Genomic DNA, 12,673 nt, shown 5'->3' with positions numbered 1-12,673 from the left:
GATGGGGCCATTGGCAATCCGTGATTGACGCTGCTTGTTGGTGACGGCTTCGTTCTGTCGTTCATCCACGAAGGGCGGCACGCGCGAAGTTCAGCAGGCAATCCAGATCGTCCAGCGGGTTGCCAACTCCCGCAAGCGGGGAGCCATCGCCGCGCGGCGGCGGGCCGAGCGCGGCTCCTGAAATGAAACGGACACGTGCGCGCAATTCATCCTGATGCAAATGCGGGCAGAATGGCGCGAGAGCAGATCGTAACCGCTCGCTGAACTGTTCCATTGGTTCCAGCACGGATTGCCGCAGGCTGCCTTCCCCATGGGCAATAATCTCGTCCAGAACGACAAGCGCCCTTCCCTCGGCGGTAATGGCCGAAGGAAGAAGCAGGGCCTCAAGCCAGATTTCCAGAATGTCATCGAAATCCTGCGACGCATTCCCTGCGCCGCCAATTTGCGACCAACGGGCCAGGATCGGATCAAGATTGATCTGGCAAAGCTCCTCCAGCAGATTGGAGATGCTCTTGAAATGATAGGTGACGAGCGTGGCATTGACGCCCGCCTGTTCCCCGACCTTGCGAACGGACAGCCCCGTCAGGCCCTTTTCGACAAGAATCTTCTCGGCCGCAGCCAGCAGCCGGGTCTGCGTGTTCGAGCGTGTGGCGGCCACCATTTCCCTTCCAGCGATCCTGATCGCCGCCAGTCATCGTCGATTGTCGGAGCTTGAACAAGGCCCAGGCGCTGACGACGATGGCCCATCGCATAAAGCGAACCATTCTGCCCGATCCGACTTTCAGGCCAGCCCTGAAAATCCAGCGCAATGGCCTGGAAGCGAATTCAAGGAAAAAGGTGGTGAGCCCTGCTGGGTTCGAACCAGCGACCTACTGATTAAAAGTCAGTTGCTCTACCGACTGAGCTAAGGGCCCTTACCACGCGGGCGTCACCTAGGGACGGGTCGGTGGTGGGTCAAGCGTGCATATAGCTGGCGCAGCGTCAGGCCGGTGACAGGGTCGCGCCAGTCCGGGGCAATCGCGGCGGCGGGGCCGAGCACGAAATCCCGTTCCCGGAACAGCGGATGCGGAATGGCAAGGTCCGTTTGCGCCACAACCCCGCCGCTCCACAGCACGATGTCCAGATCGATCACCCGCGCCCGCCAGCGCGCGCCGCGCCGTTCGCGTCCCAGCTGCGCTTCTGCATGCTGGAGCGAATAGAGCATCTCATCTGGGCTGAGCCTGCTCTCCATCGCCAGCACGGCATTGGCATAAAGGCGCAGCGATGGTCCGACAGGCGCGCTGTCGATGATGGGCGAGCGGGCGACCACTTCGCCCAGCGTGCCATCGAGGAAGTCCATCGTCGCCGAGACCACCTCTCGCGGTGAGCCGAGCTGCGGATGGCGCTGGTTGGAACCGAGCGCGATGAGATAGACAGACGCGTTCAAATGTCCTCGCCAATCCGGCCATAGAGCTGCGGGCGGCGATCGCGGAAGAAGCCCCAGCTGGCGCGGTGGCGGCGCGCAGCATCCAGATCGAGCGTGGCTGTCAGCACGCCGGTTTCCTCCGCGCCGAATTGGGCCAGATAGTCACCCCATTCGTCACAGATGAAGCTGTGGCCATAGAAGTTGTTGCCCGCTTCCTGCGATCCTTCATGGCCGATCCGGTTGGCGGCGATCACCGGCATGCAATTGGACACCGCATGGCCGATCATGGCGCGCCGCCACATGCGGCTGGTGTCCATGTCGGCATCCTTGGGCTCAGATCCGATGGCGGTGGGATAGAACAGCACCTGCGCGCCCTGCAGCGCCAGGCAGCGCGCGGTTTCAGGATACCACTGGTCCCAGCAGATACCGATGCCGATGGTGGCCCCTGCCACGTTCCACACCTTGAAACCGTCATTACCGGGGCGGAAGTAGAACTTCTCCTCATATCCCGGCCCGTCTGGAATGTGGCTCTTGCGGTAAGTGCCCATGATCTCGCCATCGGCGCCGATCATTGCCAGCGTGTTGTAATAGTGATGTCCGTCCCGCTCAAAGAAGCTGGTGGGGATGGCGATGTTCAGCTTTGCCGCCAGCTTGCGCATTGCCACGACCGAGGGATGCTCGGCAGTGGGGCGTGCGAGGGCGAAGAACTCGTCCTTCTCCTCTCGGCAGAAATAGGGGCCTGAAAACAGCTCCGGCGGCTGGGCTATCTGCGCGCCAGCCTGTGCGGCCTCCTCCACCAGGGCGGAGACCGCATCGATGTTTTCCCGCTCATCGGCGGAACCAAGGGCAAGCTGCAGGGCAGAGACGGTTAGCGTGGTCATGCCGCGCCAGATAGTGCCCTGCCCCGGCTAAGTAAATCAGGCTCGCTTGCGAAACAGCAGCGTCATCCGGTCGCTTTCGCCAATGGCGGCGCGGCGGCGGCGTTCCCTGCTTCCTTCGGCGGCACCGGCGAAGCTGGGTGAAAGCGACCATACGCCGCCCTCCCAATTGGCCGGATCGAGCGCATTGGCGTTGATCTCGCTGCGGCCCACCAGCTCAAAACCATAAGCGCTGAGCAGGGCGATAACGTCCTCCTCGCGCTGATAGCCATTGTCGCCCAGCACATAGGATGCCGGAGCATCGGGATCGGCGCGGTGCTGCACCACGCCCAGCATGCCATCGGGCTTGAGCAGGGTGCGCGCGGCCACCAGGCTGTCATGCAGCCAGCCAAAGCGGCGCATGTTGTGGATCTCGCGGAAGATCAGCACCCGGTCTGCGCTTCCCGCATAGGCGGCAAGGTCATCATTGGTGTTGACCCCGACCACCCGCGCGCCTTCATTGCCCACCCATTGGCTGGCATCGGCGGGAATGCGTGTGGCCGCGTTCCGGTACATGTCCCAATAGCCGGTCAGCGATGCGTCGAGTTCGGGGTTCATGCCGATATAGGTGCCCTGCTGCCCCAGGAAGGGGATCAGGATGCGCGAATACCAGCCAGTGGCAGGCATGTAGTCGACCACGGTCATGCCGGGCCTGATGCCAAAGAAATCGAGCGTTTCTGCCGGGTGGCGATATTGATCGCGCACGCGGTCATCATTGCGGCGGGGATGCGCCAGCACCTGCGGCATTTGCGGAACGGCAACCGTGGTGGTCTGCGGCACCGGCTGCGCCTCTGGCTGCTGCGCCTGCGGCTGCGGACCCAGCACGGAATCGAGCACGCGGCCGAGGATTTCGCGCGTTCTGTCCTGTGCCGATGCCGGAGCGGCCAGACACAGGGCGGCGGTGGCGGTCGCAGTGGCGGCGGCGGCAAGAATGCCGGAAATACGCATCATAACTCTCCCAGATTTTCTTTGTCTGATACCTAGAGGGGCGTCAGAGGATGACAAGCTCGTTTCGACTCCCCATCTTGCGGGTCAGCAAAGGAGACGAGTTTGATGGCGAGCGAACAGGCAATCATTGCCGGCGGGTGTTTCTGGTGCACCGAAGCGGTGTTCAAGGACGTGATCGGCGTCCAGAGCGCCGAGAGCGGTTATATCGGCGGCCATGTCGACAATCCGACCTACAAGCAGGTCTGTTCGGGCAGCACCGGCCATGCAGAAGCGATCCGGGTGACCTTCGATACGGGCGTGGTCTCACTCGCGGAGATCTATGACATGTTCATGGGCACGCATGATCCCAGCCAGCTCAACCGGCAGGGCAATGACGTGGGCACGCAATATCGCAGCGCCATCTTCCCGTTGTCGGACGATCAGCGCGCCGAGGCTGAAGCCGCCATCGCGCGCTGGAATGCAGGCCATGATGCCACCGCCGTCACCACCATCGAAGCGATGGCAACGTGGTATCCGGCGGAGGATTACCACCAGGAATATTGGGCAGGCGAAGGCCAGCGCAATCCCTACTGCCTCGCCGTAATCCCGCCCAAGCTGATGAAGCTGCGCAAGAGCTTTGCCAATAAGGTGAAGGCCTAGGCCATCCGCCAGCGGGCGACGAAGAAACCGTCCATCCCGCCCTTGTCCGCCAGCATGCCGGGGTGCGTGCGCAGCCAGCCTTCGGGCGTGGGCTGAAGGCCCGCAGGCAGTTCCTGGGCGGTTATCGGATCGGGTTCCAGACCAATGCGCTCCGCATGCTCCTCGCCTTCCTCCTCCTCCAGCGAGCAGGTGGCATAGACCAGCCGCCCGCCCGGCTTGAGCCAGCCCGCTGCACGGGTGATCAGCGCTTCCTGAATCTCGACCATTTCTTCCAGCTGGCGCAGGCCGATGCGGTGGATCACGTCGGGATGGCGGCGGCAGGTGCCGGTGGCGGTGCACGGCGCATCGAGCAGGATGGCATCGAACTGTTCGGGCGCTTCCCATTCCAGCGCATCGGCGCACAGAACCTGCGCTTCCAGCCCGGTCCGCTCCAGGTTCTGGCGCAGGATTTCCAGCCGCCCGACGCTCTTGTCCAGCGCGGTGACTTTCCAGCCGGCGGCGGCCAGTTGCAGCGTCTTGCCACCCGGTGCCGCGCACAGATCGAGCACGCTGCGTCCCTCGCCCGCACCCAGCAGACGGGCGGGCAATGTTGCGGCCAGATCCTGCACCCACCAGGCACCTTCGCCATAGCCGGGCAGCTTGGCAATCGCCGCTCCGCGCGCAATGCGCACATGGCCGGGCGCAAGGCTTTCCCCTTCCAGCTCGGCCACCCATTTGTCGGTCTCGGCAGGATCGCGCAGCGTCAGGTCCAGCGGCGGGGGTTGGGCGATGGCGGCGGCGATGGCATCGGCATGTTCGCCCCAGCGCGCCGCCACTTCCTCTGGCAGGGTCGGCACGTCGGGCAGCTTCACCTCGCGCCGGGCGAGGGTGGAGAACACCCCGTGCGCCAGTCGTCTTGGTCCACCTGCCAGCAGCGGCAGGCCGGTGGCGATAACCGCATGGGGCGGCGTATCCAGCCGGAGCCATTGCACCAGCATCATGCGCAGCACCATGCGCGGCTTGGCATCATCGGCCAGGCGGTTGCGGGTGGCGCTGTCTATCAGCGCATCCAGATCGACCAGCCAGCGCAGCACGTCGCCGGCAATGGCGCGGGCCAGCGCGCGATCGGCAAATTCATGCACACCGCGCGTGGCGGAGCTTTCGGCCTGATCGAGCGTCTCGCCCCGGCGCAAAACGGCATCGAGCAATTTGAGCGCCGCGCGGCGGGCGGGCAGTCCGGGAGGATTCTTGGCGTGGCTATCGGTGGTCTGGTTCATGATGCCGCCCTTAGGAGGCATTGCATCGCCGCGCCAGTGCGCCCATGTCTGCACCCATGATCAAGCGCGCCACAAAACGCCCTGAAGGCTTCATAAAGCCTGCACACTGGAGCAATGACCCGCCGCCCAAGCCGCAGGCGGCCGTTGTGGACGAAGAGCTCAGCCCCACCCGCTATGGCGACTGGGTGAAGGACGGCATCGCGATCGATTTCTGATCGCTAATCCTTGGCTGGCGTTTCGGGGGCCTCTTCCGGGGGGCCGAAATATTTCGCCCAGTCCACCCGCGCCAGGGCCACCAGCCCTGCCAGCATCAACACCTGCAGGCCAATGCCGATCGGGCTGGTGAGCCCGTCCATGAAGGCATCGCTCAGCGTGTATTTCTCGATCACGGCAGCCGAACTGGCATAGATCGAATAGGAAACCAGCCGCCCGGAAAAGAACGCCAGCGTGAAAGGGAAGATGCGCACGCCGGCAAGGCCGATGGCGGCGAACAATTGCGCCGATGGCACGGGCGAGAGAGCGAACAGGCCCAGCGCCAGAATGCCGCGATGACTCCTGCGTTCAAATGCCGCGCGCGCGGCAGCGAGATTGGCCTTGGTCTTTTGCGACACATAATTTGCCAGCAGGCGGAAACCATGCGCCAGCAGGTAACGCCCCAGCGCGGCAGCGAAAGCGCCTGTCAGCACCAGCCCCACCAGGGGCAGGTTCGAACTGATGCCGAACATCACGATCACCGACCATGTCGGCGGTCCGAATGCGGGCATCAGATTGATCGCGAAAACGACTGCAAAGAGGAGGAGATATTCGTTCAAGGATAATTCCGGGAGGCAAGATGCCTCAAATCCAGCCCGCCAGTTCGCGCCTGATCAGCACCTCAAGCATATCCATGCCGGTCTCACCAGCGTTGAGGCAGGAAAGGGCGGCAAATTCCTCCCCGCCCGCCTCGGTAAACTGCTCCTTGCCCCGGATCGCCAGTTCTTCCAGCGTCTCAAGGCAATCGGCGGAGAAGCCCGGCGCGGCAATGGCGAGGCGCCGCGTGCCCCGGGCGGCCTCTTCCTCCAGCGTGGTGTCCGTGGCCGGCTCCAGCCATTTGGCGCGGCCAAAGCGGCTCTGGAATGTGGTCAGCACGCGCAATTGCGGCCGCGCCAGCGCCGCTTCCAGCAGGCGCGCGGTCTTGCGGCAATGGCAGTGATAGGGATCGCCAAGGTCCAGTGTCCGCGCCGGCATGCCGTGAAAGCTGAGCAGCAGCACTTCGGGCGCGAAGGCCAGCGCATCCAGTTGCGCGCCCAGATCCTTTGCCAGCGCATCGATATAGGCGGGTTCATCATGATAGGGCGGCAAGGTGCGCAAGGATGCCTGCCAGCGCATGGCTTTGAGCGTATCGGCTGCCTCATCCACCACGGTGGCGGTGGTGGCGGCGCAATATTGCGGATAGAGCGGAGCCAGCAAAATCCGCTCGCACCCGTCCGCCATCATCGCCTTCAGCCTGTCCGGGATTGATGGATTGCCATAGCGCATGGCCCATTCCACCTGCACGCCATCACCCAGGCGCGGCTGCAGTTTCTCCGCCTGCTCTGCCGTGATCGCCGCCAGGGGAGAGCCCTTTTCAGTCCACACCTGGCTATAGGCATGGGCGGACTTCTTGGGCCTTGTGTTGAGAATGATGCCGCGCAGGATCGGCTGCCAGACCAGTTTGGGAATTTCGATCACGCGCGGATCGGACAGGAACTGCGCCAGATAGCGCTTCACCGCGCCGGGTGTGGGCGCATCGGGCGTGCCCAGATTGACAAGCAGGACGCCAACGCGCCCGCTCTTGACGGGGGGATGGTCTGCGGGAAGCTGTTGTTTCTGCCAGGTCATGCGCAGCCTTTAACGCCAATCGCCATGTTTGCACTACCGCCTTGCGGCTATAGCCCGCCGGAGAGCAGGGGCAGGCGGCGCAGGCGCAGGCCGGTCGCCGAAAAAAGCGCATTGGCAATGGCCGGGGCGATGGCCGGAACGCCAATCTCGCCCGGATCGAATGGCTCGCCATTGCTTTCCACCAGGTCGATCGAAATTTCAGGCGTGTCTTCCAGCGTGGGCAGAGACAGGGCGGACAGGCGATTGGCCACCGGGCGCCCTTCGTCATATTCGGTGGCACTGCCCAGCGCCAGCGCGAGGCCGAACATCAGGCCGCCTTCTATCTGTTGCAGGGCAATGTCGCGATTGACCACGCGGCCGATATCGACAGCAGCGGCAATGCGGCTGACGCGCACGCCGCCTTCACCGGCAGTGGCGGTGGCGACCACGGCGATGCGCCCGGCATTGCCCAGCCGATCAATCCGGTGGCAGGCGATGCCCTGCCCGGTCCCGCGCGCGCCGCCATCCCACTGCGCCAGACGCGCGGCGCGTTGCAGGCATTCGGCCAGCCGCAGATCGCCGCCCAGCATGGAAATGCGGTAGGACATCGGCTCCTGCTCATGCCGCTGCGCCACTTCATCGATGAAGCTTTCGATCATGAAGCAGGTCAGGCCGTGAGCATTGCCGCGCATCCGCCCGCTGGGCAAAGGCAGCGTCACCGGCACGTGATAGACCGCCAGATCGGGGATAGCATAGGGCGGCACCGCGCCTTCCACCGCCATCGGATCGCCCATTCCGGCAACCGCCTCTATCGCGGCCCAGCTGGTCTGGTTGTCAAACAGCCGGCGACCGAATTCCTGCGCGGCAGGCGGCGTGGCAATTCGCAGGCGCATGGCGGTGATGCGGCCATCGGCGGAAATCTCCGCCCCCAGCAGGCCCGCTGCGGGCGGGCGCGGATTGAGCGCCAGCTGTTCCTCTTCGCGCGACCAGACCAGTTGCACCGGCAGATCGATCTCCCGCGCAATCAGCGCCGCCTCTATCGCCTGTTCATGCTCCAGCCGCCGGTCGAAACTGCCCCCGGCCGGCATCGGATAGAGCACCACATCGCCCCGCGATATGCCCAGCGCCTTGGCCGCCGCCGCGCGCGCGGCTTCGGGTGCCTGGCTGGCCATCCACAGTTCCAGCTTGCCATCGGCCAGCCGCGCAGTGACGCAGGTGGTCTCAATCGTGCCATGGACCGCCGGTTCGATATCATAGCGCAGGGCAAAATCGGGCCGATACCCCTCGTCACCCGCGCCGCTTTGCGCAATCAGCACGCCCGCGCCGCGCCGCACGCCATCATCCAGCGCGGCCACCAGCCGTTCAGTGCGGACGACATTCTCGGCAGCAAAGCGCGGGGCCATCGCTTCCAGCGCCTGTTCCGCCGCCCACCAGTTGCTGGCCGCGGCGGCGAGCCATCTCTTGCCGCGAATGACGCCGACGAGTTCGGTCATGCCGGCCACTTTTTCCAGGTCATAGCCGACCAGCTCCGCCTGATCGCGCGGACCGTGGCGGATGGCGGCATAGACCATGTCGGGCAGGCGGATGTCCCCGGCAAACAGATAGGAGCCATCGACCTTGGACGGCAGGTCGAGGCGGGGGAAAGGAATCTCGCGCCCGGCGTCATCATCGCCGCCAGCGGCCAGCGCAGATCCGATGGCCACGTCCCTTGGCGGTTCGCTACGCAGGGGCGGCGGATCGGGCGGGGAAAATTCACCCGCTTCCGCCGCCAGTTCGCCAAAGGACAGGCGATCCTCGCCGTGGATCACGAAGCCGGCGTTGGTGTCGCATTCTTCCCATGAGACATCCCATCGCTCCGCCGCCGCCATTTGCAGCATGGCGCGCGCGGCAGCGGCGGCCTTGCGGCAGGACAGTTCGAACGCGGCCAGCGATGTGCCATCGGCGGTGGCAGTGAAGCGATTGTCTTCTGCCCAGCGGCGCAGCAGGAAATCATCCGGCTCGTCTGCCAGGGCAGGAATGGCAGGATGCCACAGGGGGGACCAGTACGCCGCCAGCGGCATATTGGCATAGGCCCCGCTGACAGGGGCAGGCTCCACGCCCACCTGCCGCCAGTCCGCCCCCAGTTCCATCGCCACGATCTGCGGCAGCAGCGTGGTGATGCCCTGGCCCATTTCCAGCTGCGGCACGGCCACGGTGATGACCCCGTCCTCGGCAATTTTCAGCCACGCATCGAACGCCGTTTCCCCGCGCGCAGGTTCCAGCGGGCTGTCATAGCTGCGCGGCACCAGCGACCATGCAACCAGCAGGCCGCCGCCAATGGCAGAGCCAACCATGACAGAGCGTCTGGTAAGCTTCACGGGTTCCGCTTCATTGGGCTGACTTCATTGGGCTGACTTCATAGAGCTGGCATCCTCTTCGCGCGCAGCTTGCCTTCAAGCCGCGCTCGCGTCCAGCCATGCGGCGAGCTTGGCGGCAATCTCGATAAAGGCCTTGCCCTGTTCGCCATCATTGGCAGCGGGCGGCTGGCCAGTGTCGCTGGATACGCGAATGGCCATGTGCAGTGGCACGCGGCCAAGGAAATCATGCCCCATCGCCTGCGCCGCCACTTCGGCACCGCCTGCGCCGAACGGATCGGACAGCTCGCCGCAATGCGGGCAGATATAGCCGGCCATGTTCTCCACCAGACCGACTACCGGAATCTCCGACTGACGGAACAGATCCATCGCACGGGCGGCATCGATCAGCGCCAGATCCTGCGGGGTGGATACGATCACCGCGCCGGCCGGCTTGAACTTCTGCAGCATGGTCAGCTGCACGTCGCCCGTGCCCGGCGGCAAGTCGACCAGGATCAGTTCGGCATCGCCCCAGTCCGCTTCCATCATCTGTGTCAGCGCCTGACCGACCATCGGACCGCGCCAGGCAATCGCCTTTCCGCCTTCGACCAGCTGCGCCATCGACAGCAGCTTCACGCCAAATTCGCTCTCCACCGGAATCAGCGTGTTGCCTTCGGCCTTGGGCCGCTGGCGTGCGGGATCGAGCAGCATGACCTGGCTGGGGCCATAGATATCGGCATCGACGACGCCGACCTTGCGCCCCAGCCGCGCCAGCGCGACGGCAAGATTGGCGGTCAGCGTGGACTTGCCCACCCCGCCCTTGCCCGATCCCACGGCGATGATGCGGCGCTTCACCTTGTCCGCCATCAACGCCACGCGCACTTCGGATACGCCTTCGACAGCGCCCACGGCGGCCTCCAGTTCCTTTTGCAGATGGGCGGCGGCGGAACGGCCCAGCCCTCCGGCATCGGCGATGATCGTGGCCACGCCGTCGGTGAATTTGACCGAGCGGATCATGGGGGCGATCTGGGCGGGAATGGCTTTGGTGATTGTGTCAGTGTTGCTCATGGCGCCCCTGCTAGCGGCAGAACGCGCCGGGCGCAGCGAAAATTGCGCTCAGCCATGCGAATTTTCCGCGAACCCTGTTTTTTGCCGATTTGCTGCCTATAGAAGGGACTATGGAAAGATCGGGCGGGTTATTCGAGAGGATCGCATTGGCGATGGCTGGCAAGCGCAGCCCCTGGGGCAAGCCGGGTAGCGGCGATGATGGCAATGGCCAAAGCGGCAGTGGTGATGGCAGCAATGGCGGCGGCATTGGTGGAGAGCCAGGCGGCGGCGGGGACGATGCTCCGCGCGGCCCGCGCAATCCCTGGCTGCCCGGCGGTGGATCGGGTGATGGCGACACGCCCGACCGTCCGCGTCGTTCTGCATCGATAGAAGACCTGTTCCGCAATCGCGGCCCGGAAGGTCCGCGTCGTGGAGGTGGCTCTGGGGGACCCGGTTTCCGCATCCCGCAGCGCCCCGGCGGCAAGAGCTGGTTCCCGCTCGCCATCGCAGCCATCGTGCTGGTGTGGATTGGCGTATCCAGCATTCACTTCGTGCAGCCGCGCGAACAGGGTGTTGTCACCTGGTTCGGCGGCAAGTTCAGCGACACGCTGGACCCGGGCACAAACGCCACCATGCCGTGGCCGATCCAGATGGTCGATATCGAGAATGTAAGCCAGATCCGGTCCGAGGAAATTCCCGGCGACACCAATGAAAAGCTGATCCTGACGTCGGACCAGAATCTGGTCGACCTGTCCTATCTCATTCGCTGGAACATCAAGGACCTGTCGCTCTATCGCTATCAGCTGGCCGATCCCAATGACACGATGCGCGAAGTGGCAGAGGCCACCATGCGCGCCGCCGTGGCAGAGCATGAGCTGGACACGGTGCTGACCGGTGCCGGCCGTGCCGAGATTGAACAGCAGGTGCTCTCCAACATGCAGGCGATCCTCGATGCCTATCGCTCCGGCATTGCCGTGCAGGGTATCGAAATCAACAAGACCGATCCGCCAGCGCGGGTGGAAGAGGCGTTCAAGGACGTGTCCTCGGCCCAGCAGGATGCCGATGCGGCGATGAACCGCGCGCGCGCCGATGCGCAGCAATGGCTCAACCGTGCACAGGGCGACGCCGAGGAATTCATCCAGATCTATGACCAGTACCGACTGGCGCCCGAAGTGACGCGCCGCCGCCTTTATTACGAGACAATGGAAAGCGTGCTGTCAGGAACCGACAAGACGATTGTGGAGGCCGATGGCGTGACGCCATATCTGCCGCTGCCCGAATTGCGCCGCCGGACCAGAGAAGCGGCTGCCACACCGCCTGCAACGGGGGGTCAGTAACATGTGGGAAAATCACAAGCTGACCATCATCGCGGCAGTCGTGGCGGTCATCGCCGCGCTCAGCACCATGGTGATCGTGCCCGAAACGCATCAGGCGGTGGTGATCCGCACGGGTGAACCGGTGCGCGTGATCAACCGCTTCGATCCGACCAAGACCTTTGGCCAGACCGACGCCGGCGTATCATGGCGCCTGCCGATCCTGGAGCGGGTGCAGTTCGTTGACCGGCGCGTGCTCGATCTGGATATGGAGCGCCAGCAGGTGCTGTCCAACGATCAGCAGCGCTTGCAGGTGGATGCCTATGCCCGCTTCCGCATCATCGATCCGGTGGCCATGGTGCAAAGCGCCGGGACCGAGGAGCAGCTGCGTATCCAGCTCTCGCCGATCCTGACATCGGTGCTGCGCCAGGAACTTGGCCGCCGCCCCTTCGCCTCGCTGATCAATGCAGAGCGTGGCACGGCGATGGCCAATATCCGCGACGCGCTGGACCGCCAGGCCCGGCAATATGGTGCGCAGGTTCTCGACGTGCGGATCAAGCGCGCCGACCTGCCCGAGGGCCGTCCGCTCGATGCAGCCTTCACCCGCATGGAAACCGACCGTGCGGAAGAGGCGGCGACGATCCGCGCGCAGGGCGCCAGGGATGCGCAGATCATCCGCGCCGAAGCGCAGGCCAATGCCGCACGCATCTATGCCGACGCCTATGGCCGCGACCCCGATTTCTATGACTTCTACCGTGCGATGCAGTCCTATCGCCGGACGTTCGAAACCGGCGAAGGCGAAAGCTCCATCATCATGGACGGAGACAATGAATATCTGCGCCAGTTCCGCGGGCAACGTTAACGGGCAGGGACAGCTGGTTGGCCAGACGTTTTTGCCTTCGACTACACTTGTCGTTCAATGGCCGTTCAGCAGCAATGCGCTGAATGTGCCAAAAGGGACAGAATCAATTTCCTG

Annotated in this window: 13 protein-coding genes and 1 tRNA gene; 4 read left to right on the top strand and 10 right to left on the bottom strand. The window is 64.3% G+C overall.

What is annotated here, in order from left to right; all coding sequences use genetic code 11:
* Nucleotides 1-61: 61 nt before the first annotated feature.
* The 5 genes from ABDZ98_RS04640 to ABDZ98_RS04620 all read right to left on the bottom strand — a co-directional run bounded on the left by ABDZ98_RS04640 (nt 62) and on the right by ABDZ98_RS04620 (nt 3,273).
* Entirely contained in the window at nt 62-661 is a 600-nt protein-coding gene (locus ABDZ98_RS04640) for a TetR/AcrR family transcriptional regulator (RefSeq protein WP_160589267.1), read from the bottom strand.
* Nucleotides 662-838: 177 nt separating this feature from the next.
* Nucleotides 839-914, bottom strand: a tRNA-Lys gene (locus tag ABDZ98_RS04635).
* 14 nt (nt 915-928) lie between these two features.
* Nucleotides 929-1,426 carry a 2-amino-4-hydroxy-6-hydroxymethyldihydropteridine diphosphokinase gene (folK, locus tag ABDZ98_RS04630; RefSeq protein ID WP_160589266.1) on the bottom strand — a complete coding sequence of 166 codons (498 nt, stop codon included), beginning with the start codon at nt 1,424-1,426 and terminating at the stop codon, nt 929-931.
* A complete protein-coding gene (gene aguB / locus ABDZ98_RS04625) occupies nt 1,423-2,286 on the bottom strand; it encodes an N-carbamoylputrescine amidase (protein WP_160589265.1) in 864 nt (287 codons plus the stop codon). The genes folK and aguB overlap by 4 nt, the downstream gene beginning before the upstream one ends.
* A gap of 36 nt (nt 2,287-2,322) precedes the next feature.
* Entirely contained in the window at nt 2,323-3,273 is a 951-nt protein-coding gene (locus tag ABDZ98_RS04620; RefSeq protein WP_160589264.1) for a class I SAM-dependent methyltransferase, read from the bottom strand.
* A gap of 102 nt (nt 3,274-3,375) precedes the next feature.
* On the opposite strand from ABDZ98_RS04620, the gene msrA reads away from it, so the two are divergent.
* Nucleotides 3,376-3,909: a peptide-methionine (S)-S-oxide reductase MsrA gene (gene msrA, locus ABDZ98_RS04615; protein ID WP_160589263.1), complete on the top strand. Its 534-nt coding sequence runs from the start codon at nt 3,376-3,378 to the stop codon at nt 3,907-3,909.
* On the opposite strand, the gene ABDZ98_RS04610 is transcribed toward msrA, so the two are convergent.
* Nucleotides 3,906-5,165 carry an RsmB/NOP family class I SAM-dependent RNA methyltransferase gene (locus tag ABDZ98_RS04610; protein WP_160589262.1) on the bottom strand — a complete coding sequence of 420 codons (1,260 nt, stop codon included), beginning with the start codon at nt 5,163-5,165 and terminating at the stop codon, nt 3,906-3,908. The genes msrA and ABDZ98_RS04610 overlap by 4 nt on opposite strands.
* Nucleotides 5,166-5,221: 56 nt before the next feature.
* Here ABDZ98_RS04610 and ABDZ98_RS04605 point away from each other — a divergent pair, with 56 nt between their 5' ends.
* Nucleotides 5,222-5,380: a DUF1674 domain-containing protein gene (locus ABDZ98_RS04605; RefSeq protein ID WP_160589261.1), complete on the top strand. Its 159-nt coding sequence runs from the start codon at nt 5,222-5,224 to the stop codon at nt 5,378-5,380.
* Between the two features lie 3 nt (nt 5,381-5,383).
* Here ABDZ98_RS04605 and ABDZ98_RS04600 read toward each other — a convergent pair whose 3' ends face one another.
* The 4 genes from ABDZ98_RS04600 to ABDZ98_RS04585 form a co-directional block, all read right to left on the bottom strand.
* Entirely contained in the window at nt 5,384-5,977 is a 594-nt protein-coding gene (locus ABDZ98_RS04600; protein WP_160589260.1) for a hypothetical protein, read from the bottom strand.
* 25 nt (nt 5,978-6,002) lie between these two features.
* The gene (gene hemH, locus ABDZ98_RS04595) at nt 6,003-7,025 is read right to left on the bottom strand and encodes a ferrochelatase (protein ID WP_160589259.1); all 1,023 of its coding nucleotides are present in this window, start codon (nt 7,023-7,025) and stop codon (nt 6,003-6,005) included.
* Between the two features lie 47 nt (nt 7,026-7,072).
* Complete coding sequence (locus ABDZ98_RS04590; RefSeq protein WP_160589258.1) at nt 7,073-9,361, bottom strand: molybdopterin cofactor-binding domain-containing protein; 2,289 nt, start codon at nt 9,359-9,361, stop codon at nt 7,073-7,075.
* Nucleotides 9,362-9,436: 75 nt separating this feature from the next.
* Entirely contained in the window at nt 9,437-10,405 is a 969-nt protein-coding gene (locus ABDZ98_RS04585) for an Mrp/NBP35 family ATP-binding protein (protein WP_160589257.1), read from the bottom strand.
* Nucleotides 10,406-10,557: 152 nt separating this feature from the next.
* On the opposite strand from ABDZ98_RS04585, the gene hflK reads away from it, so the two are divergent.
* A complete protein-coding gene (gene hflK, locus ABDZ98_RS04580; RefSeq protein WP_160589256.1) occupies nt 10,558-11,721 on the top strand; it encodes a protease modulator HflK in 1,164 nt (387 codons plus the stop codon).
* Nucleotide 11,722: 1 nt separating this feature from the next.
* Nucleotides 11,723-12,559 carry a protease modulator HflC gene (hflC, locus tag ABDZ98_RS04575; protein WP_160589255.1) on the top strand — a complete coding sequence of 279 codons (837 nt, stop codon included), beginning with the start codon at nt 11,723-11,725 and terminating at the stop codon, nt 12,557-12,559.
* Nucleotides 12,560-12,673: the final 114 nt, after the last annotated feature.

Source organism: Alteraurantiacibacter aestuarii (assembly GCF_039523595.1).
Taxonomy (GTDB): Bacteria; Pseudomonadota; Alphaproteobacteria; order Sphingomonadales; family Sphingomonadaceae; genus Alteraurantiacibacter; species Alteraurantiacibacter aestuarii.
This window is presented reverse-complemented; position numbering and strand designations above follow the sequence as displayed.